The sequence below is a fragment of the Bradyrhizobium sp. BRP20 genome (assembly GCF_020194215.1).
GTDB lineage: Bacteria > Pseudomonadota > Alphaproteobacteria > Rhizobiales > Xanthobacteraceae > Bradyrhizobium > Bradyrhizobium yuanmingense.
Genome location: NZ_JADYVY010000004.1, coordinates 218,860 through 242,616 on the forward strand (window position 1 = coordinate 218,860; position 23,757 = coordinate 242,616).

The following is a 23,757-nucleotide window of genomic DNA, read 5'->3' on the forward strand; positions in this document are numbered from 1 at the left end:
AGGTTAGTTCGCCCAACGAACGAACCTCATGCTCAACCAATAACCTGCCTTTGAACAGTTTCACGTCAGGAGAACTTTCTATGTTCCACTTCATGCGCCGGGGGCCTCGCGCGTTCGCCTCCACACTTGCGCTGTCGGTCGTCGCGCTTTCGACCGCGCTGGCCTCGCCGGTGCTCGCGGCCGGCAAGACTCTCACGGCGGTGCTGCATTCGGATTTGCGCATCATCGATCCGATCTTCACCACGGCCTACATCACGCGTGACCACGGCTACATGGTTTACGACACGCTGGTGGCCACCGACTCGAATTTCAAGGTCCAGCCGCAGATGGCGGACTGGAAGGTCTCCGACGATAAGCTCACCTACACGTTCACGCTGCGCGACGGCCTGAAGTGGCATGACGGTGCGCCGGTGACGGCGGAGGACTGCGTCGCTTCGCTGAAGCGCTGGGCTGCGGTCGACGGCATGGGACAGAAGCTCATGGACTTCACCGCCAGCATCGAGGCGACCGACCCCAAGACCATCACGCTGAAGCTGAAGGAGCCCTACGGCCTGGTGCTCGACTCCATCGGCAAGCCGTCCTCGCGCGTCGCCTTCATGATGCCGAAGCGCCTTGCGGAGACGCCGCCGGACAAGCAGATCCCCGAGCAGATCGGCTCTGGTCCGTTCAAGTTCGTGCAGGGCGAATTCCAGCCCGGCGTGAAGGCGGTCTACGTCAAGAACACTGACTACGTGCCGCGCAAGGAGCCGGCGAGCTGGACCTCCGGCGGCAAGGTGGTGAAGGTGGACCGCGTCGAGTGGATCACCATGCCGGACTCGCAGACCGCGGTGAACGCGCTGCAGTCGGGCGACATCGATTTCATGGAGAACCTGCCGTTCGACATGCTGCCGGTGCTGGAAGGCAACAAGGAGCTCACCATCGAGGTCCTGAACAAGTTCGGCTTCCAGACGCTCGGCCGGATGAACTTCCTGCATCCGCCGTTCGACAACGTGAAGGTGCGGCGTGCTGCCTTGCTGGCCCTGAACCAGAAGGACGTGCTCGACGCGCTGGTCGGCAACGCCAAATATCAGAAGATCTGCGGCGCGTTCTTCATTTGCGACACGCCGCTCGCAACCGATGCGGGCTCCGAGACCCTGGTCAAGGGGAACGGCATGGCGCAAGCCAAGAAGGCGCTCGCCGAGTCCGGCTATGACGGCACGCCGATCGTCATCATGGCCCCTGGCGACGTCACGACGCTGAAGGCGCAGCCGATCGTTTCGGCCCAGCTGCTGCGCGAGGCCGGCTTCAAGGTCGACCTTCAGGCGACCGACTGGCAGACGGTGGTGAGCCGCCGCGCCAGCCAGAAGCCGCCGAAGGAAGGTGGCTGGAACATGTTCTTCACCAACTGGGTCGCGGCCGACGTGTCCAACCCGATCGCCAATCTCTCGATCGGCGGCCAGGGCAAGAAGGGCTGGTTCGGCTGGGCGGAGGACGCCAAGATCGAGCAGCTCAAGGACGCTTTCGTCCGCGCGGCCTCGGTCGACGATCAGAAGAAGATCGCCGCCGATATCCAGAAGCAGGCCTATGAGCAGGTGATCTACATTCCGCTGGGGCAGTATCTCATCCCGAGCGGCTGGCGCAAATCGCTGACGGGCGTGCTCGACGGCCCCGCGACGCCGGTGTTCTGGAACATCGACAAGAAGGAATAAAGCATGATCCGGAAAAGTGCGAAGCGGTTTTCCGGAAAGATCATGCGCAAACAACAACCTAAAGCGCGATGACGATCATCCGAATCTCATCGCGCTTTACGCGCCGCGCGCCTTGCAGGTGAATACGAACGGCGCCGCAGTTTCCTGCGGCGCCGTTTTTCTATGAGGCGGTCTGTGATCGCGCTCGTCTAGCAGTGGCTGTCGCGCAGCTGCTCGAGCCCTTCACTCATGAATGCCAAGCTCGAGTCCATTCGTTCATCGGAACGAGGCTGCGAAATCGGCTGTTCGATCTCGGACGCGGGCTGATCCGATCTGTTCTCTTGTTCCATCTCGCCAATCCTCTGAATTGCTGCAGTACAACATCGCGAGGGGCGGGAAGTTCCTAGCTGATCGGGCGATGATGCGGCCTGAACAGCCGCCCTTTCTCCACCACCAGCACGATCGCGAGCGCGGCGAGCGTCGACAGGAAGAAGCCGATCGAGAACGGCAGCAGCGTGCCGTCGAAGCTCTGCCCGATTGCCATGCCGACCACGATCCCGATCAGCGTGGTGATCGAGCCGTACAGCGAGGAGGCGGTGCCGGCGATGTCGCCCTGCGGTTCCATCGCCAGCGCGGTGAAGTTGGCGACCATCATGCCGAACGAGAACATCATCAGGGCCGAGAGCACCATGAACAAGGCGAGCGACAGCACGCCGAGGCTTTCCGTCAGCAGCATCACGCCGGCCACGGCCGTGTAGAGCGTCAGCGCGCCGTGCGAGATCACGCGCATGCCGAGCCGGCCGACCAGCCTCGCATTGAGGAAGCCGGCGATGGCTGTGCCGGCGGCGATCGCGGCGAAAGCCAGCGGGAAATATTGGCCGAGATGATAGATGCCGGTGAAGACCTGCTGGGCGCAGAAGACATAGGCGAACAGCGCGCCGATGACGCTGCCGGCGGCGGTGGCATAGCCGACGGTCTGGCGATGGGTCAGGGTCTGCCGGAATGCCGAGAGCACGTCGGAGGGCGCCAGCGACCTGCGCTTCGACTCGGGAAGCGTCTCGGGCAGCCGCAGCACGCACCATGCGACCGCGAGCAGGCCGTAGAGCATCAGCACCACGAAGATGCCGCGCCACGCCGTCACCAGCAGCACCGCCTGTCCGAACGAGGGCGCGACCACGGGCACCGCGATGAAGATCATCATGGCGAGCGACATCACGCTCGCCATGCGGCGGCCGACATAGCAGTCGCGCACGATCGAGGTCGCGATCACGCGCGTCGCCGCGGTGCCGAGCCCCTGGAGCGCACGCGCCAGCAGCAGCGTCTCGAACGAGGGGGCAACGACCGCCAGCACGCTCGCCACCGCATAGACCGCCATGCCGCCGAGCAGCACCGGTCGGCGCCCAAAACGGTCCGACAGGGGACCCATGACGAACTGGCCGGCGCCGAAGCCGATCAGGAAGGTCGACAGCACCAGTTGCAGATGGTTCTCGACGGGAATCTTGAAGGCGGCGCCGATATTGGGCAGCGCCGGCAGCATCATGTCCATCGCGAGCGGATTCAGCGCCATGATGGACGCGATCACGATGACGAATTCCGGAAAACCCATTGGGCGGTGTCCCGAGGACACCCAACCGTCGGCATTGACGTCGGACAAGAAGCTTACCCCTGCAATCAAGCCAGTTATCTAGCCCCGATGCTGCGTTGCACAACCCATGTTTCGGGATGGCTGGCAGACGGAGCAGGAGCGGTCAAAAACGGGTGAGGGCCCGTCGCCGGCCTGATGGCCATCCGCCGCGTCGCCGGAGGGCTGGGCCTGCAACCAGGGATTCACCATAAGATCGGGCGCGGCATGCCGGGGAGATGAATCGGCAACCCGTCCTGTCCATTGTGGTCGGACCGGCTGCCGCAACGGCGCCGCGAGAAGCCAAACAGGGTATCGCCGGTGTCCGACATATCAGGTGTAGCACGATGGTTGGCGCCTGCGGCCAAGGTTGCCAGGCGCAACGTCTGGCTTGCCGGCGTGGTCACGCTGACCGCGCTGCTGGTGCTCGGCAATCTCGCCAACGATGCCTCGCTCGACCTGCCGTATGGCTGGGACGTCCGGGTCAATTGCGCGGCGGTCGATGCACACGCCGAAGGGCTCGATCCCTACTTCGTCAAGAACCTGAAGGGCACCACTTATTCTTATCCCTATCTGCCGGTGACGCTGGACGCTTTCCGTCCCCTCTGCGCGGGCGGGGTTCTGCTCGATCATTACCGAAGCATCTTTCTCGTCCTCGCCGTGCTCTGCGCGCTGCTTCTGCCCGGCCTTGGCCGGACGCGTGCCAGCGCGCGCGATGCTGGCTTGAAGGTGCTCTGCGCGCTCGGCGCGTTCGTCGGTTTCGAATTCGTGGTGGCGTCGGGGAATTTTGCGCTGCTGAGCGGAGTGCTGACCGCGATCGCGCTGAAGCTCCTGCTACGCCCGCTCGCATCCGAACAGAATTCGAACTTTTCCTGGCGCATCGCCGGCGCTGCGCTGCTCGGCCTCGTGACCTCGTTCAAGCTGGTGTTCGTCCCGGTGCTGGCGGCGCTCTATTTCCTGCCGCTGCCGCGTGGCCGCAAGCTGGCCTTGATCGCGGTGGCCGCGTTCGCCTTCGCGTTGCCGCTCGCGCTGTCGCGGTTACTCTATCCAGATCTGTTCGCGAGCTGGCTGCTCGCGATCGCAGGACAAATTCCCGGCCAGCATGCCGTCGGTCTCGTGGAGACCAATCCGTCGCTGTTGCTGCTGGCGCGCGACCTCATGGTCCAGGCCGGCTTCGGTGACGGCAAGCCGGCGATGTTGGCGGCCTACGCGTTCGCGGCGCTCGCGCTCGTGCTCGTGCCGTTCGCGCTGTCCGTCCTGCGCGCGGCCGCGAGCGGACCGGTGCGCGAAGGGGCATCGCTCCTGACGCAGCTCGATCGCTGGCTGATGGATCACCCGCGCACGGGCATGCGCATCACGGTGCTCGCCATGTTCGCGCTCTATCTCAGCTCGCCGCGTCTGAAGGAATATGCCTTCTTCGAGCTCGCGCTCTATGCCGCGATCCTCATCGTCGATCTTCCGTCCCTGGCGCTCGCCGCCATCCTCGGCATCGGCCTCGCCTTTCCGGCACTGGTCTCGCTTCTGGGCGCGCCGATCGAGGGCACCTTCATCCTCCTCGTCATCGCGCTGATCTGCTTCTGGATCGTGCTGCTCGATTTCCGCGCAGAGCCCGAGCGCCTCGAGCAAGGGTGATACAAGCTAGTGGTGCGGGCAGCCGGGGTCGAACCGGCACAGCGCTTGCGCACCGAGGGATTTTAAGTCCCTTGCGTCTACCAATTCCGCCATGCCCGCTTGATCCAACGAGATCAAACACTTAAGTCCGTTCCGGCGGTCTGGAATTGGCGCGTTTCGCCGCCGGAGGGACGGTTCTTCCTTAAGCGAGCCGGGGGCACAAGGCAAAGCCTCAATCCGGACATCTGTTGCTGCTTTAGGCATTCTCAATCCACGGGGGCTATTCATCCGGCATGGCTGCTTCGTTTTCCTTTTCGCTGCGCGGCTTTGGCGCGCTGTTCGCGCTGCTTGCGGCTGGCCTCGCGCTGTCCGGCTGCGCCGGCGTGAGCGAGACGATCGCACCGGCTTTTGCCGATCCCGCCAAATACGAATTGTACGATTGCAAGCAGCTCGAGACCGAGCGCAAGGACCTCGCCAAGCGCACCGCCGATCTGCAGAGGCTGATGGAGAAGGCCGAGACCGGGGCCGGCGGGGCCGTCGTGTCCGAACTCGCTTATCGCAACGATTATATCGCCGTGCGCGGGCAGGTCCAATTGGCCGAGGATGCCTGGCGCCGCAACAGATGCCGGGAGACGCCGCCCGAGGCGCCGCCGCCTCCGGCATCGCCCGCGGCCAGCGCCAAATCCGCGTCGAAATCCGGCAAAGCGGCCCACTGAGGCATGCTGCCGGCGGCGCGCCGCATCAGGGCCGCCAGCCGTAGATCCAGTCCTGTCGCGCCAGCATGCGCTCTGGGCCGAGCGCGCGGATCGCAAGATCGCGTGCGAGCGCGAGCGGCCCGCTGAGATGATAGATGCGGCCCTGCTGCCGCGCGGTCCGCTGCACCCGCCGCACCCGCGCCTGGCGGGCACGGCCGTATTGCGTCAGCGCGGCGGCAACCGCTTTGCTGCTCTGGGCGGCCTCCAGGCTCAAATGCCGGGCGAGCACGGCGGCATCCTCGATCGCCATGCCGGCCCCTTGGGCTGCGAACGGCAGCATCGCGTGCACGGCATCGCCGAGCAGCGCCACCGAACCCTTGCTCCAGGGGCAGCCGTCCGGCACGCCGAACAGCGCCCATTTGCGCCAGCTGTCGACCGCGGCGAGCAGCATCCGCGCCGCCGGCGGCCAGCGCGGGACGGCAAAGGCGTCCATCACCTCGCTGATATCGCCGGGCGTGCTCCAGCCCGGCCGGTTCCAGGTGCCCGGCAGCACCGCGACCACGTTGATCTGGCGCCCGCCCGCAATGGGATAGGCGACCAGATGGGCGTTCGGTCCCATCCAGAGCTGCACCCGGCGCGCGGTATAGTCCTTCGGCAATTGCGTGGCATCGAGCGTGCCGCGCCAGGCGATCAGGCCGGAAAAGCGCGGCTGCACCTCGGGAAACAGATGCTGGCGCACCGTCGACCAGATGCCGTCGGCGCCGATCAGCGCGCTGGCGAGATCGCTGCGGCGGATCGTGCCGCTGCGATGGACCACGGTCAGGCCCTTGGCGTGAGGCGCGACGTCCTCGAAGGTCGCGCCCAGCTTCAGGTCGATGTCGGGATGGTCGGCGACGGCGCCGGCGAGGGCCGCTTGCAGGTCGGCACGGTGCACCACCCAATAGGGCGCTCCGGCGCGCAGCGAGGCGGCTTCGCCGAGCGGCATGCGCAGCAGCTCGCCGCCGACGCGCGCGCTCATGATCGAGAGCGCTTCCGGGGTGACGGCGCGCAGCTTGAGGCGTTCGGTGAGGCCGAGCTCGACCAGCACGCGACTGGCATTGGGCGAGAGCTGCAGGCCGGCGCCGACCTCCTCGAGGCGTTCGGCCTTCTCCAGCACGACGATGCGGAAGCCGCGGGCGGCGAGCGCGAGCGCGGCCGTCAGGCCACCGATGCCGGCACCGGCGACGACGATCGTTCGGGAGAGCGCCACCCCTTAACCGATGGACGCGGTCAGGCCACCTTGTCCTTCAGCACACATTCCGGCGGGCGGGCTTCGCCGGGCTTCAGGTCGGCCGCGAAGCGGTACAGCGTCGAGCAATAGGGGCAGATGATCTCGTTGTCGTTGCCGAGGTCGAGGAAGACGTGCGGATGGTCGAACGGAGGATTGGCGCCCACGCACATGAACTCTTGCGAGCCGATCTCGATGACGGGGACACCGGCATCGTTATGGAAGTGCGGGACGACATGGTCGGACATCGAAGTTCATCCTGGAGTGGCAATGGCGGCAGATACAATCACGAACTTACGCGGCATCTTTGAGGCGCTGCGGACCATACTGGCGGGTACAGGTGATTGCTAGTCCAGCGGAACCGAAAAGCTTCGCAAGCGCCCCATGCTCATTTGCTCATGCAAATTCGACACAATCTTGCGGCCTGAGAGAAGCCCTTCTTTCGTCGGGGACGTTGTGTCGCAATTTTGGCATACTATCTCTGTGGTTGCGTGAAACCGGGACGAAAGACGTAGTGTTCCGCGCAAGCGATCTCAGGGCATCCGGGCTTTTCCACATGAAGTGGCTGCGAATCAGTACGGCGTTGGCGGGAATGGCCGTGTGCGGCTTCGTGCTCGCGCAGGTGGCGCCGCATGCCCGCGAGGCCGGCGCGATCCTGGCTGCCCAGGACGATCCGGTCGCGCTCTCCGAGCTGAAGCTCGATGCACTGCTCCGGCACAACGACCGCCTGGTTCAGGACAATATCGAGGCCGCGCTCGCGGCCGGCGATGCCGATCTCGCCGACAGTTTCGTCACGCTGGCGCGCGAGCGCAACATCGCGCTTCCCGACGACCTCTTGAGCCGCGTCGCTGATGCCGTGAAAGCGGAGAATTCCACCGCGCATTTCGCCAAGCGCTTCGCCACGGGTCTCGTCACCGGCAACGCGGACGATGTCGCCAGCTTGTCCGGGACCGTGGCCGGCGATCTCTTCGTGTTCGGCGACATCAGAGACGTGGTGCGCGAAGGCAAGCACCTCGCCATGGGCGAGGACACCGACCGCCTCGTGCTCTCCCTTGCGGCGGCCGGCCTTGCGGTGACGGCGGCAACCTACATCTCCGTCGGCGGTGCCGCGCCGGTGCGCGCAGGACTGACGCTGGTGAAGGATGCGCGCAAGCTCGGACGGCTCGGCGAGGGGCTCGCCGCATGGGCCGGCCGGTCCGCGCGCGAGGTCGTCGACGCGCCGATGCTGCGGAACGCGGTGGCATCGGGCTCGGTGCTGCGCCCAGGCCAGACCGTGAGCGCGATCAAGGCCGCGTTCCGGGCCGAGAAGGCCGGTGCGCTGGTCCGGCTCGGCAAGGACGTCACGCGCGTCGCCGGAAAGACCGGCACGCGCGGGGCCATGGATACGCTCCGCATCGCCGAGGGCCCCAAGGACGTCGCGCGCGCCGTGCGGCTTGCGGAAGCGCAAGGCGGCAAGACGCGCGCGATCATCAAGCTGCTCGGCCGCGGCGCGCTGCTGCTCGTCGGCGGCGCGTTCGATCTGGCGATGTGGCTGTTTGGCGCGGTCGTGACGCTGTTCGGCCTGCTCTCCTCCATCAAGGCGACGACCGAGCGCCTGACCCAGGCCTGGTGCGATCGCAGGCGGGCGCGGCGGCTGCGCCGCGCGCAGATGGCCGCCGACGCTGCTTTGGCTAACGCGGCCGCGACGGCCTGAGGCGCGATCCGCTTCGGGCTATTGTTTGAGCATGATGTTGCCGGAAAACCGCTGCACACTTTGCCGGATCGTGCTCTAAGATCGAGCTGTCCCCCACAAGATCCCACGGAACTGCTGATGCCGAGCTTTCACAACGGCGCCGTTGAAATTGCCTATCTCGACGAAGGCGAGGGCGATCCGATCATCCTGGTGCACGGCTTTGCCTCCAGCAAGAACGTGAACTGGGTCTATCCGACCTGGGTGTCGGAGCTGCGCAAGAACGGACGCCGCGTCATCGCGCTCGACAATCGCGGCCATGGCGAGAGCGCAAAGCTCTACGAACCCGCGCAATATTCTATACCCGTAATGGCCGGCGACGTGCTCGCACTGATGGATCACCTCGCCATCCCGCAGGCCGACATCATGGGCTATTCGATGGGCGGGCGGATGACGGCCTGGCTCTCCCTCAACGAGCCGCAGCGCCTGCGCTCGGCGATCCTCGGCGGCATCGGCATCGGCGGCCTGATCGAGGGCAGCGGTCCCGGCGAGAACGTCGCCAAGGCGCTGGAGGCGCCCGCGCTGGACGACGTCACCGATCCCGTCGGCCGCACGTTTCGCGCGTTCGCCGACCAGACCCGCTCCGACCGCCGTGCACTCGCCGCGTGCCTGCGCGGCACGCGCGATCTCATGACGAGGCAAGAGGCCGCGCGCATCGAGGTGCCGGTGCTGATCGCGGTCGGCAGCGCCGACGATGTCGCAGGAAGCGCCAGCGCGCTCGGCGCGATCATACCGGGTTCCGAAGTGCTCGATATTCCCAATCGCGACCACATGCGTGCAGTCGGCGACAAGGTTTACAAGACCGGCGTGCTCGACTTCCTGTCACGCCGCGGCTGAGGCGACATTGCATGGCCTATCGGGTACGTGGCGCATCGCCGCGCTCCGCCTGGCCAAAGGTCATCACCCAATCGCGCTGCTCATCCGTGTCCGGCACGATCAAGCCCCGCGAAGCTCCAATCAGCTCGAGAGCTTCCTTCGCTTGGATTCCGGAACAGATCAGTGCGCAAGCTGCAATTACCGAAGATCGGCCGATCCCCGCGCGACAATGGATCGCCATAGAACGACCATCTTGCAAGCCGCTGGCTAATAAGCGAGCGATCTGCGATGCCTCCGGTCGCGATTCTGGCAATCCCCGATCCGGAATCGGAAAAGAGATGAAGTCGATTCCGTTAGAACGACAAACCTCGTCTTCACGCTGTAACCCAAGCTCTGAAACCTCCTCGCGCTCGAGAAGGCTCACTACCAGATCGACTCGGGCGTCCTTCCACTCAATGACTTCCATCTCCAACCACTCGTCGGCGCGAGGACGCGCCATAATCGCTATTCGTCCAGCCGCTTGAATCTCGATCCAATGTAATCGGGACATCTCAAACCCTGGTTGATGCAAGACGGGATCGCATAATCCACACCTCACCGGCAGCCGCCGCCTGGAGCTCATTTTCCTGGCGACCGAATGTCGGTGACGACTGCTGCTTCACACCACCTTGTCGCTGAACGCGGTGGGAAGCGTGTTGAGGAACGACATGACGCGCTGTGTGCGCAGGGGCGGGCGGCGGCCCGAGGTGCGCAGCATCCAAAGGGGTTCCCCAGGCGCGCGCCAGGGCGCCAGCACTTCGACCAGCCGGCCGGCGCGAAGGTCTTCGCCAACCAGCCACGCCGGCCCCCAGCCGACACCGAACCCATTCACGATCAAAGCGAGCGAAGCATGCGCGTCGTCGCAAATATGCTTGGGCTTGGGGGTGATGCGAATGGGTCCTTTGCCGCGCGGGTCGGCGAAGCGCCAGGTCAGGATCTGACCGCTCGCGGGATTGCGGAAGCCGACGTGCTCGTGCGCGGAAAGCTCAAAGGGAGTGGCCGGCGCGCCGCGCGCTTTCAGATAGGCAGGCGAGGCGCAAGCGATCCAGGAGAAGGTGCAAAGCCGCCGTGCCTGATGACCGGGCGCGCGATCGAGCGGCCCTGTGCGGATCGCGATGTCGACGCCTTCCGCCGCGAGATCGAGAATCTCGTTGCGGAATTTGACCTCGATCTCGATTTCCGGCCGTTCCCGCAGGAACGCGGGCAGTCGCGGCAGGATGCAGGCGCGCGCGAACGAGGCGGGGGCGGTCACGCGCACCCGTCCGCCATCGTCGCGCGCGACTTCGCCGAGCGCGGATTGGACACGGGCGAGGCTTTCGGCCAACGCGCGTCCCGCCGACATCAGCCGGTCGCCCTCTGCGGTCAGCGCCAACGAATGGGTGGAGCGATGCAAAAGTCGCAATCCGTGAGCCTGTTCGAAGCGGGCGACCGCCTTGGACATCGCCGATGTGGTCGTCCCCGCCCGCCGCGCGGCTTCGGCGAAGGAGCCTGCCTCGACGACGCGGACGAAGGCGAGGAGGCGCGAAAGGTCGGGAGGCAAAGTCGTTGTGGACATGAAGTCCACATAGCCATGGCCAGACGGTCACTACAAGACCCATTCGAGAACGGCTAATCGGGGAGTATCAGCACGCATTCTGCGGCGCTGGAAACGCGGGACGTCCGATGAACCCTATCGAAATTACGCTGCAAGCCCTCGACGCCGCCGAGCGGGCGATTCCATCCGGGCAGCCGGTTTATATGCTCAATCTGCTGCGCTACCGCGCGCAGGCGCGTTACGAGGACGGCTTTGACGCCGCGCCCTGCTCGGGCCGTGAAGCCTTTCATGAGCGCTACAGGCCGGCATTCCGGCGCCTTGCGGCCGGCAAGCCGATCGCGCCGATGTTTTCCGGGCCGATCCTCGCGAGCCTCGTCGGCTCGCCAAGCGAACGCTGGGACGAAGCGGCGCTCAATGAGTACGGTGACTTTGCCACCTTCCGCTCGATCGTCGACACCGAGACTTACAGGCGCGAAGTGGCGCCCCACCGGCACGCGGCGCTTGAGGATTTCCGGCTGTTCGCGCTCGCCAAGGCGATGTGAAACTATGGCGACAGTGCCAGGCGCCGTCGCTCAACGGCGTCACCGATCTCGGGCCCTATTGTTTCGGTGCTCTGATTTCCCGGACGGTGATTTCGGCCAGAGCGACAGCGTCAGTCACGCCGCGCATGTGAATGTCGATCATCCTCTTGGCGAGAAGATCACAGATCGGATCGCTTCGATCCACCAGGTCGAGCTTGCGCAAGGCATGGTTGAAGGCGAGTTCAAGAACATGTTCCTGTTCGCGGGTGAGATCGACATTCGCAATCAGCCGTAGAATCGGCATGACGCTGCTCCCTGTTGGAGTAGGGCGGGAGCACAACCGGTCTCTCTGTCACCGATTGAAGCCACGGACCGGGCGGTGATGGAACACACTGTTCCTCAACGGCTTGGCAGTCAATGCCGTCAGAGTGCCAAGCAAGCGATATTGCAACTTGATCAGCAGGGTTGCGCTTTTGAGCTTCGAGGTAGTCGGCGCGCAAACGGTATTCTTCGGCGATCTCTAGCAGCGCAGCCTTGGTGCGCCCGTCAGCCGACAGTGCTGCTTGCTCGCGGGCGGCATGTTCGAGGCGGCGGAATTCTCGGTCCATGCGAACAGCCTACCTGACCGAGACGGCTGCCGCATTAAACTGTGCAAATGTGTACACATCGTCCACTCCCTCAGGAGATTGGGAGCGATGAGGCTTCACCCCGATCTCATCCTGCTTGCCGTCCTCGCCCAGCCGCCGCCCCACGGCCATCAGCACCACGAACGTCGCCACCCACACCATGCGCGCGCCGTAGCGATCATGCGGCCCTGAGATCACGCCGCAGATGAAGGCGTTGCCGAGCAGCGCCAGCGTCACCGTCCCAGCCAGCAGCGTCAGATCGTCCAGCCGGCGCCTTGCCAGCGCATGGCCGAGCAGCGCGAGCAGCGCCAGCATCGAGGCCAGCGCGACCGGGACATGCAGCCAGTTCACGACATCGAAATTGACACCCCAGTTCTGCTGCCGCGCCGCGCGCATCGGCGCGGCCTGTGCGGGGATGTAGCGCTCGATGATGCCGCGGGTGTGCGGGATCCAGCCGTTGGTGCCTTCGCCGGTCGCCACGTGCAGCAATTGCTGTCCCATCGCGCGAAGCGCCACGCCGGCCTGCCAGGCTGGATAATCCTTCAGCGACTGCACGACGATGGTGCCCATCTCCTCATTCATGCCTGCGAAACGGCCGAGCGTGTTGAACACGCTCTTGCCCCACAGGAATTCGTCGGCGCTCGCCGGCAGCTCGTTGCGGTAGGGACAAAGCTTGTAACGTTCGCGCGGGCAACGGTCGTTGAGATATTGCGCGACGATGCCGTCCTGCATCATGCGGCCGAAGGCGACGCCGTAGCCGCCGGGCGTCCAGGCCAGCTTGCCGGACAGCGCATAATTCGCCGCCACCAGCATCAAGCCGCCCGCGACGATAGTGAGGCTCGCCTGCAGTAGTCCGGCCAGCGGCAGGCGCGCGCCCAGAAACGGCCGCGCCATCCAGCCCGCGGCGCACAGTCCGAGCAGCACGCCGAGCGTGGCGCTGTGGGTCGCCGCGGCAAAGGCGGTGAAGACAAACAGCGAGATCCTCTCGATCGCCGAGGTGCGGTTTGCGCCGACCACCAGGAGGAACAGCGACAGCACCGCGAGCCCGGCAAAGATGTCGGTGAGCAGCATGCTCGCAAGCCAGGGCAGCGCGGTCGACAGCATCAGGGAGAGGCTGATTGCGACGAAGCGGAAGGTCTGCATCAAACTCAACACGCGAAGAGTGAGCTGCAGCAGCCATAGCGTCGCCAGCGACTGGGCGGCGAGGTTGATCCAGAAGCCGAAACCCTCGCCATAGTGCAAATAGAGGCCGAACACCGTGGAGCGGCTGGGGACGAGATAGCCCTCGTACCAGCGCGCGAGATAGCCGCCGGTATCCCATTGCAACAGCGGATAGCCGTTCCAGACCGCCGGCGCGATCATCAGGAGGGGCAGGGCCATTGCGGCCAGCCGCAGCCAAAAAGAGCCCGCGGCGCGCGCGCGCAGTTGATCGGTGGTGATGGTCAAATCGGCTCTGCCCCCGCTCGGATCATGCCCGCAATAACGGTTGGAGGCGAATTCACCAATAGTTTGACGCTGCCCGGCTTGAATTTGGCGAAACTCTGACCACCTTGAGCCGACCTTGCCGCTCGGGGCGTCAGAAGAAAGTCTTGTTTATCAATGGTTTGGCTTGATCTCCGAGGCAGGGCACTGTTCACTCTCAGGCAAGCCCGTCAGGACTTTGTCGCCTAGACTGTGCTATAGAGCCAACAAAATCAGCCAATTCGAAAGAGCAGATCCCATGGCAGTGCATCAGGTCAATCCGGGAGGAAAGCTCGCATCGCTCGATCCGATCTGGGACCGGATCCGCAGCGAAGCGGAGGACATCGTCCGCCGCGAGCCGGAGCTTGCGACCTTCATCTATTCGGCGGTGCTGCATCACGGCCGGCTGGAGGATTCGGTGGTCCACCGCGTCGCCGACCGGCTCGATCATTCCGCGCTGTCGGGCGACCTCGTGCGCCAGGCCTATATCGAGGCGCTGCGCGACGACCCCGATCTCGGCAACGCCTTCCGCGCCGACCTCGTTGCCGTTTACGACCGCGATCCCGCGACCTCGCGCTTCATCGATCCCTTGCTCTACTTCAAGGGCTTTCATGCCATCCAGACCCATCGCCTCGCGCACTGGCTCTATCTGAGGGGCCGCAAGGATTTCGCCTATTACCTTCAGAGCCGATCGTCGGCGGTGTTCCAGACCGACATCAATCCCGCCGCGCGCATCGGCCGCGGCATCTTCCTCGACCACGCCACCGGCTTCGTCTGCGGCGAGACGGCTGTCATCGAGGACGACGTCTCGATCCTGCACGGCGTCACGTTAGGGGGCACCGGCAAGGAGAACGAGGACCGTCACCCGAAGATTCGCCACGGCGTCCTGATCGGCGCCGGCGCAAAAATTCTCGGCAACATCGAGATCGGCCATTGCGCGCGCATCGCCGCCGGTTCGGTCGTCGTCAAGCCGGTGCCGCACAACGTCACGGTTGCGGGCGTGCCGGCCAAGATCGTCGGCGAGGCCGGCTGCGCCGAGCCGTCGCGCACCATGGACCAGATGATCAACGCGATGGGGCTCTGAGCGGGCTCTTGATGCTGCGAAGGGCCGGGTTTTTCCGGCCCTTTTCGTCCCTAAATTCTTTGACAATTCGTGCTGGCGGTTCGCCGCATCTCGTCCTAAAACCCGCCGACCATTTTCGATCGGAGACTTGCCGTGGACGTCAAAGAAGTCAGAAAGTTAGATGCGTATCTGAAGCGCGTATTCGGCAATCCCAAGATCCGCGTCGTGCCGCGGCCGAAGAAGGACGATTCCGCCGAGGTCTATATCGGCGAGGAATTCATCGGCGTGCTCTTCGTCGACGACGAGGACGACGATCGCTCGTTCCAATTCCAGATGGCGATCCTCGAGGACGACCTGGTCGATCAGGAGTAGTTGGTCGCGAGCGAAGCGGAGTCTTCGCTCGCGCGCGGCGTTCTCCGTGTCCCGGACGCACTGCAACGCTCCATAAGCGCGTTCACGCGCGTCTTCGACACGCTGTGGCGTTGCAGTGCAGAGCCGGGACCCAGATAGCCACGCAGCGCATCTCGGACATGGGCCCTGGCTCAGCAGCGCACCGTCGAAGAGACGCTGCGCTGCGTCCGGGGCACGCAGCGAAGATCGCGGTGCAATTTCTCCACGCCGTCATTGCGAGCCCAGCACAGCGGCGCCAGCATTGCTTGGGCAACACCCTGACGGCCTTTACGTGCTCAATTGCAGACCTCGACGTTGCTTGAATTCTTTTGTTCAAGCCGACAGCCGGGGCGAACAGGGCGGCAACCACCAATTCCCACGCCGCAAACTATCTGACCACTTGTCTGAGGCTTCGCAGGCCTGGATTCAACTTGCTTCCGTTCGGCGTCTCGGTTCGTGGCATCCTCGCGGGTCGCGACCGGCTTCTTGTCCTGCACCTTCTCGCACTCATTGTCGTCGTTGACGCGATAGCCGGCGCGGCAGGTGATCTTGACGCAAGTATCGCCGTCCGCCTTGAAGCCGCGATTGCAGACCAGCGGACAGACACGGCCTGGCTTGGACTTGATCATGTCGAGCGCCTCGAAGCTTGCGAGCTTGGGGCCGAGCTTCGTTCCCGCATGTTGGTTGAACAGCGTCAGTGAGCGCTGTGATGACGCATTCCAGTCGCCATCGGCGGCTGCGGCCAGACAACCGACGCGACGGAGCTCGGACTGCACCAGCTTTGCCGTCTCTTGCGGAGAAAGAGAGGGCGGCGACTGAGCTGGGGTAACCGCCGCGACCTTCTGCTCGCTCTGCGCCTTGTCATTTGCCTGTCTTGCAGCGACTTCAGCAGCTGCCTTGTCGTTTACGATCTTTTCGGCCAGCGCCTTCTCGGCAGCCTGCTTGTCGGCCAGTGCCTTGGCGGCTGCTTCTGCATCTTTCCTGCGCTGCTCGGCGGCCGCCGCCTTGGCCTCTTCGATCCGTTTGGCCTTCTCCGCGGCGATCCGAGCATCTTCGGCAGCCTTGGCCGCTGCTGCGGCTTTCTCCTGCTCGGCCTTCTTGCCCCGTTCGGCGGCAAGCTTTGCCTTCTCCTCCTCGGCCGCCCGCGCCTTCTCGGCCGCTGCAGCGCGGGCGTCTTCGGCAGAAATCCGGTTAAGTTGAGCCTTGGCGAGATCGGTATAGAAGCCGCTGGGATAACGATTGAGGAATGCAGTCCAAACGTCGCGCGTGCCGAGCTGGAGCGCCAGTTCGTAGTCGCGCCGGATGTCGCTGTCCGGGTTCGCCTGCGGTCCGGTCGCGACCGGCTTGGCCGGAACCAGGGCCACGTCGTCGCCGCCGAGCGAGCCGTACACAAATGGCTCCTGCTTGTAGCCGGTATTCTTGAGCGCGTCGTCGCGCACGAAGCCGAACGCCTTGCGCAGATCGAGCCCGGGCGTCGGCAGACGTTCGACGAGAGCCGCCGCGAACGGGCTATTCTTGGAGTCGCCGTCGGACGCCGTCGAGCCCGCTTTCGCCGCGAACGCAATCGAACCCGGCCTTCCTGAACATGCCGCCGACCAGGGTGGCATCATTCGCGGGGTTCGCCAGCCGCGCCACGTTCTTGTAGGCCGAGTTGCCCATCACCAGCGCGACGCGCTTCTCGGCCAGCGCCGGTCCGGCTCCCACGCAGATCGCAAATATCAACAAAACAAACAGCCGAAGCCGCATTCCAGCCCCCGAATGCAATAGCGTCAGATTATTCGCAGCATGGCCAATCGCAATCTATGCTCAGTGATATCAGTCACACATCCATGCGCCATCCGGGCAACCCCGTGCCATGCATCACGGCCATCATGCCCTGTTTTGGCCCGATGGGTCAATCGTTATTCGAAAAAAACGAAAAGACTCGATGCTGCCAACGCTTGGCTACTGTGCATGGGGTTGTTTTCGATTTTTTGGTTTGGAGGCTCCAGCCGACAGTAAGCCGACCGCCCTTAGCCCCGCGGCCCGCGCAGATGCGCGGTCAGCCTCTCCATCGCCTCCGCCACTTCGCGCCACTGCGACAGCCAGCTGCGTGGAAAGCGGAAGGTGAGGTCGGCGCCGCCGACGCGGCGCTCGGAGAGGCACATGCCGGGGGTGGCGGCATCGCGCGTGCAGCGCGCGGTGAGCGCGGGGCTCGCAGCCGAATAGAGGTCCTCGCTGCCGTAGGGCGTGTCGGTGCGGAACATGCGCATCGTCAGGCCGTCCGCTGGGCTTGCCGCGGCCTGGTCGAGATAGCGCGGATAGATCGTGGCCGTGCGCTGCTCGGGCGAGAGCGCATCGTGATGGGCGGCGATCGACAGGAAGATGCGGTCGATCGACTGCAGCGCCGCTTCCGCCGTGTCGGAGGTGACGTGCTTGGGCGCGCCGGGCGGCTCCAGCGAGGGATAGAGGAAGTCGAGATCGATGCGCTCCTGCGGCCCCGAGTGCCGCTGGATCTTCATCCGGATCGCAGTCACCGGCAGGTTGAACAACGTGCCGCCGACGCTCACCGGCAGCTTGTCCGGCGCGTTCGCGCCCCGGCTGCCCCAGGTCGGCCACAGCAGGTAGGCGACGAGCGCGACAGCTGCGACCGCCGCCGCGCCGCCGAGCACGATCGGCACGACATGCGCCCGGGTGCGCGTGCGGGGGGACCTGAGGGGAGCTGCCGAGAACAATGCCATGAATTGTGCGAGGTCGACCGGAGGTCGGCCGATGGCCGACGAATCAGCGCGAATATGCCATGCGACGGCGCTTTCGCGCAGCGTTCCCGGCCGCTTGGATCGGGGACGGCCCCTGCACGGGACGGCCGGCCGCGTTAACCTTTCCTTAAGGATAATGTAGCGTTAACGGGCTCTGTTTGTCACAGGAAGGCACGCGCGTTGTGTAAGGGCGGAGCACTTCCGATGACACCTGAAGCTCTCAACACCTTCTTCTCGATCGGCATCGGTTTCGCGCTCGCGGGCGCGCTCGTGAACGGATACCAGGCGCTGGCGCAGCGGCCCGCCGGCTTCGGCCTGCTGCAGGACGGCGTGGCCCCGAAAACCTTCGCGGCAGTTCCCTTCCTGGTGTTCGCCGCGCCCTTCATCATCATGCGCAACACGCTGCGCGGCGTGCGGGTGGAAAGCCGCCGCATGGAATTCGTGATGATGGCAACCGTCATCGCCGCCTTTTGGAGCATGATGAGCGGCACCTTCTTCCTGATGACGCTGCGCGCTGCCGGCCTTCTGGTCTGATCCGAAGTGCCTCGAGCGCGGCCGGCCCTTTGCGTCGCGGCTGCCGTTTGGCTATGCCAATCGTCAACGCGACAGGAGACAGCCAATGGCCATCTACGAGCTCGACGGGCAGGCGCCCGACCTTCCCGCCGACGGCAATTATTTCATCGCCGAGACCGCGACCGTGATCGGCCGGGTGCGCTTGAAGCCGGGCGCGAGCGTCTGGTTCGGCGCGGTGCTGCGCGGCGACAATGAGTGGATCGAGGTCGGCGAGGGCGCCAATGTGCAGGACGGCTCGACCTGCCACACCGATCTCGGCTTTCCGCTTGTCATCGGCAGGAACTGCACGGTCGGCCACAACGTCATCCTGCACGGCTGCACCATCGAGGAGGGCGCGCTGATCGGCATGGGCTCGATCGTGATGAACGGGGCAAAGATCGGCCGCAACAGCATCGTCGGCGCGGGCTCCGTCATCACCGAGGGCAAGGAGTTCCCCGAGCGCTCGCTGATCATCGGCTCGCCGGCCCGCGTAATCCGCACGCTCGACGACGCTCAGGTGCAGAAGATGGGGAGCGCGGCCCGGTTCTATGTGGCCAACGGTCCGCGCTTCAAGCAGGGCTTGAAGCGGATCGGCTGACCTGCGCCCGGACGCGGTTCTGTCCAGCCGCGCGAACGGATCCATACCGTAAAAATACAGGCTGCCGCTTTAATCCTCTGCTAGCGCGATCACGCTTACCGTCGAGCGTTTTCAACCAGGAGGAGCGGCGCCATGGGTGCTGCGGCGCTGGAATCCGGTCTCGGGGCCGGTACCAAATTTTTGAAGAAATTGGTCCGATTCGTGCGCGGCGCCGACACGCTGACGGTCGCGGAGAAGGTCTACAGCATCGCCGCCTTCCTGGCGATCGTCACCACTTTCCTGCTGGTGATGTCGGTCCAGTCAGTGCGCCTGCAGACGACGTATCGCCACCTGCATGCCACCTCCGCCGACGCGGCGGTCGGCGTCGGGCGCATCAACGCCCTGATCTACGCCGTCGTGATGGAATCGCGCGGCATCTACATGTCCGCCGATCGTGCCGCGATGAAGCAGTTCGCGGACGGGCTGGTGCGGCGCAACCGCGAGCTCGCCGAGGCCGTGAAGAGCATGGAGCGCACGGTGGGCGACGACGACGCCGAGCTGTTCTCTTCCTTCCGCCAGCGCATCCAGCAATTCATCGACTTCCGCCAGGAGCTGGTGCGCCGCGGCGTCGAGATCAGCCCGGCCGCGGCCCGCGAGTGGGGCGACAACGACGCCAATCGCACCCTGCGCAGCAAGCTCAACAGCGATCTCGAAGAGCTCGAGCGCATCTACGAGCAGCGGGCCCGCGAGGCCGACGAACTCGCCGACGACAACCGCTACGCCGCCGCCTATCTTTTCGCGCTGGGGCTCGCGGCGCTGATGCTCGCGGCGCTGAACGTCGTCGTGATGCGGCACTCGGTGGTCGGCGCGCTCGCCGATATCACGCAGGCGACCGACCGCATCGCGCAGGGCGACGTCAAGAGCGAGGTGCCGCATCTGCGCCGTCACGACGAGATCGGGCGGCTTGCGCGCGCGGTGCAGAATTTCCGTGACGCGGTGGCGCGCATCTTCGAGCTCGAGGAGCTCGAGGTCGGCACCGCGCAGGCGCGCGACGCGGCGATGACCGAGCGCGACAAGTTCAACGACAAGTACCAGGCCAAGAAGTGGCAGCTTTCGGCGGCGATCAACAGCATGCCGCAGGGGCTGATCATGCTCGACGGCAAGGCCAATGTGGTCGCGATGAACGCCAATTACCGCAGGATCTACAATCTGCCTGAGACGATCCAGACCGGGTCGAGTCTCGAGGAGATCCTCCAGCACAGGGTCGAGAGCGGATTGTTCAGCGGCGACGTCACGAAATACGTCGCGGCGGTGCTCGACCGCATCGCCAAACGCCAGCCGACGTCGTACGAGATCGCGCTGAACGACGGCCGCATCATCAAGATCTACGAGCGCCCGATGGACGGCGGCGGCTGGGTGTCGGTGCAGGAGGACGTCACGGAACAGCGCCACCGCGAACGCATTCTCGAACGGATGGAGCGCTTTCTCGCCACTATCATCGAGAACGTGGCCGAGGGCATCATCGCCAAGGACGCGCGCAATCTGCGCTACGTCTTCGTCAACAAGGCCGCCGAGAAGATGATCGGCATGTCGCGCGGCGAGATCATCGGCAAGACGGCGCGGGAATTGTTCTCCGTGGAGGCTGCCGAATTGATCGAGCGGCGCGACCAGCAGTTGCTCGCACAGCGGCAGCAGCTCGAGCCGATCATCGATACCATCGATAATCCCGTCCGCGGGCGCCGCGTCATCTGCGCCCGCCGCATCCAGGTGGGGGGCGCCGGTGAGGAGTCCCACATGTTCGTGACCATGGTCGAGGATCGGACCGAACGGCCGGCAGCGGCGGCATAGCGGCCGGCGGCAGCTCGCATCTGCCGCGGGCTGCCGATGCTCGCGCGGAAGTGAGACAGTGTGGCTGTCACGAATGACCGACTGACGGTAGCTTGGTCCTGCTTTGAAGCGTGGAGCAACCTCCACGCGGAGGATCGAGTGATGTTACGCAGGATGATGATGACGGCGCTGGCCGTGGCGGCGGTCGGGCTGTCGGCGCCACAAAAGGCCGAGGCGGGCGGCGGTTTCGGACGTGGTGGAGGCTTTCACGGCGGTGGCTTCCATGGTGGCGGCTTCCATGGCTGGGGGCACCGTCATTGGCATGGCGGCGGCTTCTGGCCAGGGATCGGGATCGGGGTGGGTCTCGCCGGCGCCGGCTACTACGGCGGTTATTACGGCTACGGCTACCCCTATTACGGCGGCCCCACCTATTATGGCGCCGGCTACAACGACGGTTATGGCGGCTGCTACGTCGCGCGCAAGCGCGTCATGACCCCGTCGGGATGGCGCTACCGCCAAGTCGACGTCTGCGAGTGAGGCGAAATAGCTGTTAAAAAACAAGGTCGTTGACGCAGTATACCGTCAACGACCTTGCCAGCCCCGGATATTGAAATCGGCTCACGCCATCCGGTAACGGCGAGCATCGCGCGGAATCATACCGGCGAATGTGATCCAGTTCACAAGTGGCGAAAATAAAGTTCCCGCACCGTGACCGGCTCAGCCGCCCGAGCGCTTGCGGGCGCTGGCGTGGACGCGCCGCGCCGGTTTCCTGCGGGTAACCGATGGAGTCTCGACCTCGGTCGCCCGTGCACTGGCAAAGGACTGCCGCAAGCCGTCGATGGATTCGTTCAAGGCCGTAACCTGCTCCGACAGGCGCTTGGTGTCGGCCTGTTGCGCCGCCAGCAGCCGCTTCATCGTCTGAAGCTGGTCCTGCACCACCTGGAGCTGGTCGATCGATTCCTGCTGGGTCGCCTCCAGCCCCTTGGTCTTCTCGACCAGCTGCTCGGAGGCCTGGGCGGTGCGGGCCTGAAGCTGCCGCGAGGCCACCACCCGGTCGCTCTCGGGGGCGGCACCGGTATAGGCCCGCCAGATTGCGATCGACGTCACGCCCGCGATCAGCAGCAGGAGGGCTGCAGCAGTCAGCGCGATCGGCTGGGCGCCAAGGCGAAGGAGGGTGTTGGACGGCCTGTCCTGGGCGAGATCGATCATCGCTGACAAAACCCAAATTGAAACTTGGTGAGTGGCGAAGACCGGCAACCCAGAGGGGTCACCGGGGCGTCCCGAAAGCCTTACGTTTCGGCAAGGAATGGGACCAAAAAGAGGCTGAGCGGCAAAAAACCAGTGATCAGCGGCTCTTGCAGCCCGGGAGCGCCGCGCAGGGGGCAGGGATCAAGGCTGAAATTGCGAGAACGGCCCGGAATAGCTCTTTGCGCGCGGTGCCGCATAGGGTCCGAGCCGGGAGGTCTTCAGTCCAAGTCGCACCAGTGATTCCGCCAACGTCACCGCGGCCGCGACGCCGTCGATCACGGGAAGGCCGTGCGTGGCGGCGAGCTCGCCTGCGAGATCGGCCATGCCGGCGCAGCCGAGCACGATCGCTTCTGCCCGGTCGTCACGGTTGGTGGCGGTGATCTCCGCCGAGATCTTGCCGAGCGCATCAATGTTGCGCTCTTCCAGCGCCAGCACGGGGACCTCGGCGGCACGGACGCGGGCACAGCGTTCGGCCAGGCCGTACTTCCGCAGATTGTGCTCGATCGGCACGATGGAGACGCCGAGCGTGGTCACCACGGCAAAGCGCGCCGCGATCAGGCTCGCGAGGTGGAAGCCGGCCTCGCCGATGCCGATCACAGGCGCTTTGGCGGCGGCGCGCGCGGCATCCAGGCCGGTGTCGTCGAAGCAGGCGATGATGTGTGCGTCCGCGCCGTCGCGATCGGCCTCGCGAATGCAGCCGAGCATGCCGGGCACCGCGAAAGCTTCGTCGTAAAACCCCTCGATCGAGACCGGGCCCATCGCCGGCTGACGCGCATCGATCACGGTGTCGGCGAGGGCAACGCTGCGCGCGGCAGCGGCGATCTTCGCCGTCATCGACGCCGTTGTGTTGGGATTGACGACGTGAAGCCGCATTGGAACAGACGAGTCCTTATCTCACACGAGTCCCTTGCCGGCGTCCGAGCCCTTGGCCGCCTGCCGCTTGTTGAGCACGTGAATGGTGCCGAGCGCAAGCGTGATGACCGTGAACGAGACCGCCGAGATCACGGTGCCGAGCGCGTAGATGTCGGGGTTGGTCACGGTGGTGGTGAGGCCTTGAAGATCCAGCGGCAACGTGTTCACGGCGCCGATCGCCTGGCTGGAGCGTGCGAGCTCGTCCCAGGACAGCGTGAAGCCGAACAGGCCGATGCCGATCACCGAGGGCAGGATGATCGGCAGCACGACATGACGAAAGGTCTGCCACGGTGTCGCGCCGAGATCGCGCGCGGCCTCTTCCAGCCGCGGATCGAAGCGGTTGAAGATCGCGAACATGATGAGCAGCCCGAACGGCAGCGTCCAGGTCAGGTGCGCGCCGAGCCCGGACGTCAGCAGGCCCATCGAGGTCTCGAAATTCTCGTTCCAATGCGCCTTGATCAGGTCGTCGATGATGCGGAACTCGAGCGAGATGCCGAGCGAGGTGATGATCGAGGGCACGATGAGGCTGGCGATCGCCGAGTAGAACAGGATGCTCTGCGCCTTGAACTTGCGCCGGAACGCCATGCCGGCGGCGACCGACAGCACGACGGTGACGATCATCACGACGATGCCGAGCAGCAGCGAGCGGCGGAAGGCGGCACCGAGATCGACGATGCCGGTGCCCTGGAACAATTTTGCGATCCAGAAGGTCGATACGCCGTTCATCGGGAAGGTGAGGCCGCCCTGCGGCCCCTGGAACGACAGCACGTAGATCGCGATCATCGGCCCATAGAGAAACAGCACATAGGCCGCGAAGAAGATCGCGAGCACGTAGAACGAGCGCGGGCGTCCTTCCTTCATGC

The 23,757-nt window shown here is 65.0% G+C and carries 23 protein-coding genes, 1 tRNA gene and 1 pseudogene; 12 read left to right on the forward strand and 13 right to left on the reverse strand.

Annotation, left to right across the window (positions count from 1 at the left end):
* Positions 1 to 80: 80 nt before the first annotated feature.
* Complete coding sequence (locus tag I6F33_RS12365; protein ID WP_036015319.1) at positions 81 to 1,688, forward strand: ABC transporter substrate-binding protein; 1,608 nt, start codon at positions 81 to 83, stop codon at positions 1,686 to 1,688.
* 382 nt (positions 1,689 to 2,070) lie between these two features.
* Here I6F33_RS12365 and I6F33_RS12370 read toward each other — a convergent pair whose 3' ends face one another.
* A complete protein-coding gene (locus I6F33_RS12370) occupies positions 2,071 to 3,321 on the reverse strand; it encodes a multidrug effflux MFS transporter (RefSeq protein ID WP_225142670.1) in 1,251 nt (416 codons plus the stop codon).
* A 288-nt stretch (positions 3,322 to 3,609) separates the two neighbouring features.
* Here I6F33_RS12370 and I6F33_RS12375 point away from each other — a divergent pair, with 288 nt between their 5' ends.
* Positions 3,610 to 4,920, forward strand: coding sequence for a hypothetical protein (locus tag I6F33_RS12375; RefSeq protein ID WP_225142672.1), 1,311 nt, complete (start codon positions 3,610 to 3,612; stop codon positions 4,918 to 4,920).
* Positions 4,921 to 4,930: 10 nt separating this feature from the next.
* Here I6F33_RS12375 and I6F33_RS12380 read toward each other — a convergent pair.
* A tRNA-Leu gene (locus tag I6F33_RS12380) sits at positions 4,931 to 5,019 on the reverse strand.
* A gap of 173 nt (positions 5,020 to 5,192) precedes the next feature.
* Between I6F33_RS12380 and I6F33_RS12385 the strand changes: the two genes are divergently transcribed.
* Positions 5,193 to 5,615 carry a hypothetical protein gene (locus tag I6F33_RS12385; protein ID WP_036045885.1) on the forward strand — a complete coding sequence of 141 codons (423 nt, stop codon included), beginning with the start codon at positions 5,193 to 5,195 and terminating at the stop codon, positions 5,613 to 5,615.
* Positions 5,616 to 5,640: 25 nt separating this feature from the next.
* Here the strand turns inward: I6F33_RS12385 and I6F33_RS12390 are convergent, their stop codons facing one another.
* Positions 5,641 to 6,843, reverse strand: coding sequence for an FAD-dependent monooxygenase (locus I6F33_RS12390; protein WP_225142674.1), 1,203 nt, complete (start codon positions 6,841 to 6,843; stop codon positions 5,641 to 5,643).
* A 20-nt stretch (positions 6,844 to 6,863) separates the two neighbouring features.
* Positions 6,864 to 7,109, reverse strand: a complete 246-nt coding sequence (locus tag I6F33_RS12395) for a zinc-finger domain-containing protein (protein WP_008562814.1) — start codon at positions 7,107 to 7,109, stop codon at positions 6,864 to 6,866.
* 308 nt (positions 7,110 to 7,417) lie between these two features.
* Between I6F33_RS12395 and I6F33_RS12400 the strand changes: the two genes are divergently transcribed.
* Positions 7,418 to 8,554, forward strand: a complete 1,137-nt coding sequence (locus I6F33_RS12400; protein ID WP_225124824.1) for a hypothetical protein — start codon at positions 7,418 to 7,420, stop codon at positions 8,552 to 8,554.
* A gap of 117 nt (positions 8,555 to 8,671) precedes the next feature.
* The gene (locus I6F33_RS12405) at positions 8,672 to 9,427 is read left to right on the forward strand and encodes an alpha/beta fold hydrolase (protein WP_036015305.1); all 756 of its coding nucleotides are present in this window, start codon (positions 8,672 to 8,674) and stop codon (positions 9,425 to 9,427) included.
* Positions 9,428 to 9,443: 16 nt separating this feature from the next.
* Here the strand turns inward: I6F33_RS12405 and I6F33_RS12410 are convergent, their stop codons facing one another.
* Both I6F33_RS12410 and I6F33_RS12415 read right to left on the reverse strand, forming a co-directional pair.
* Positions 9,444 to 9,956 carry a protein-tyrosine phosphatase family protein gene (locus I6F33_RS12410; protein WP_225142676.1) on the reverse strand — a complete coding sequence of 171 codons (513 nt, stop codon included), beginning with the start codon at positions 9,954 to 9,956 and terminating at the stop codon, positions 9,444 to 9,446.
* A 108-nt stretch (positions 9,957 to 10,064) separates the two neighbouring features.
* On the reverse strand, positions 10,065 to 11,000 hold the full coding sequence (locus tag I6F33_RS12415) for a LysR family transcriptional regulator (protein ID WP_225139951.1): 936 nt from the start codon (positions 10,998 to 11,000) through the stop codon (positions 10,065 to 10,067).
* Positions 11,001 to 11,182: 182 nt separating this feature from the next.
* Between I6F33_RS12415 and I6F33_RS12420 the strand changes: the two genes are divergently transcribed.
* Entirely contained in the window at positions 11,183 to 11,521 is a 339-nt protein-coding gene (locus tag I6F33_RS12420) for a hypothetical protein (RefSeq protein ID WP_225142679.1), read from the forward strand.
* Between the two features lie 55 nt (positions 11,522 to 11,576).
* On the opposite strand, the gene I6F33_RS12425 is transcribed toward I6F33_RS12420, so the two are convergent.
* Positions 11,577 to 11,804, reverse strand: coding sequence for a hypothetical protein (locus tag I6F33_RS12425; protein WP_146207712.1), 228 nt, complete (start codon positions 11,802 to 11,804; stop codon positions 11,577 to 11,579).
* A gap of 313 nt (positions 11,805 to 12,117) precedes the next feature.
* The gene (locus tag I6F33_RS12430; RefSeq protein ID WP_225142680.1) at positions 12,118 to 13,572 is read right to left on the reverse strand and encodes a hypothetical protein; all 1,455 of its coding nucleotides are present in this window, start codon (positions 13,570 to 13,572) and stop codon (positions 12,118 to 12,120) included.
* A 274-nt stretch (positions 13,573 to 13,846) separates the two neighbouring features.
* Between I6F33_RS12430 and cysE the strand changes: the two genes are divergently transcribed.
* Together cysE and I6F33_RS12440 are read left to right on the forward strand one after the other, a co-directional pair.
* A complete protein-coding gene (cysE, locus tag I6F33_RS12435; RefSeq protein WP_036015299.1) occupies positions 13,847 to 14,671 on the forward strand; it encodes a serine O-acetyltransferase in 825 nt (274 codons plus the stop codon).
* A 132-nt stretch (positions 14,672 to 14,803) separates the two neighbouring features.
* Positions 14,804 to 15,022: a DUF3126 family protein gene (locus I6F33_RS12440; RefSeq protein ID WP_007602550.1), complete on the forward strand. Its 219-nt coding sequence runs from the start codon at positions 14,804 to 14,806 to the stop codon at positions 15,020 to 15,022.
* 314 nt (positions 15,023 to 15,336) lie between these two features.
* Here the strand turns inward: I6F33_RS12440 and I6F33_RS12445 are convergent.
* Both I6F33_RS12445 and I6F33_RS12450 read right to left on the reverse strand, forming a co-directional pair.
* Positions 15,337 to 16,786, reverse strand: a pseudogene (locus I6F33_RS12445) (hypothetical protein).
* A gap of 266 nt (positions 16,787 to 17,052) precedes the next feature.
* Complete coding sequence (locus I6F33_RS12450; protein WP_225142681.1) at positions 17,053 to 17,760, reverse strand: hypothetical protein; 708 nt, start codon at positions 17,758 to 17,760, stop codon at positions 17,053 to 17,055.
* Positions 17,761 to 17,982: 222 nt separating this feature from the next.
* Between I6F33_RS12450 and I6F33_RS12455 the strand changes: the two genes are divergently transcribed.
* The 4 genes from I6F33_RS12455 (at position 17,983) to I6F33_RS12470 (ending at position 21,271) form a co-directional block, all read left to right on the forward strand.
* Positions 17,983 to 18,312 carry a hypothetical protein gene (locus tag I6F33_RS12455; RefSeq protein ID WP_036015295.1) on the forward strand — a complete coding sequence of 110 codons (330 nt, stop codon included), beginning with the start codon at positions 17,983 to 17,985 and terminating at the stop codon, positions 18,310 to 18,312.
* An 85-nt stretch (positions 18,313 to 18,397) separates the two neighbouring features.
* Positions 18,398 to 18,928: a gamma carbonic anhydrase family protein gene (locus tag I6F33_RS12460; protein WP_036044000.1), complete on the forward strand. Its 531-nt coding sequence runs from the start codon at positions 18,398 to 18,400 to the stop codon at positions 18,926 to 18,928.
* A 132-nt stretch (positions 18,929 to 19,060) separates the two neighbouring features.
* Positions 19,061 to 20,755 carry a PAS-domain containing protein gene (locus tag I6F33_RS12465; RefSeq protein ID WP_225142683.1) on the forward strand — a complete coding sequence of 565 codons (1,695 nt, stop codon included), beginning with the start codon at positions 19,061 to 19,063 and terminating at the stop codon, positions 20,753 to 20,755.
* 141 nt (positions 20,756 to 20,896) lie between these two features.
* Positions 20,897 to 21,271 carry a hypothetical protein gene (locus tag I6F33_RS12470; RefSeq protein ID WP_225142684.1) on the forward strand — a complete coding sequence of 125 codons (375 nt, stop codon included), beginning with the start codon at positions 20,897 to 20,899 and terminating at the stop codon, positions 21,269 to 21,271.
* 180 nt (positions 21,272 to 21,451) lie between these two features.
* Here the strand turns inward: I6F33_RS12470 and I6F33_RS12475 are convergent, their stop codons facing one another.
* The 3 genes from I6F33_RS12475 to I6F33_RS12485 form a co-directional block, all read right to left on the reverse strand.
* Positions 21,452 to 21,943, reverse strand: a complete 492-nt coding sequence (locus tag I6F33_RS12475) for a hypothetical protein (RefSeq protein WP_057029563.1) — start codon at positions 21,941 to 21,943, stop codon at positions 21,452 to 21,454.
* Positions 21,944 to 22,123: 180 nt separating this feature from the next.
* Positions 22,124 to 22,855: an aspartate/glutamate racemase family protein gene (locus tag I6F33_RS12480; protein WP_225142686.1), complete on the reverse strand. Its 732-nt coding sequence runs from the start codon at positions 22,853 to 22,855 to the stop codon at positions 22,124 to 22,126.
* A gap of 21 nt (positions 22,856 to 22,876) precedes the next feature.
* Positions 22,877 to 23,755 (reverse strand): ABC transporter permease, encoded by an 879-nt coding sequence (locus I6F33_RS12485; RefSeq protein ID WP_025037151.1) that lies wholly within the window; start codon positions 23,753 to 23,755, stop codon positions 22,877 to 22,879.
* Between the last annotated feature and the right edge of the window lie 2 nt (positions 23,756 to 23,757).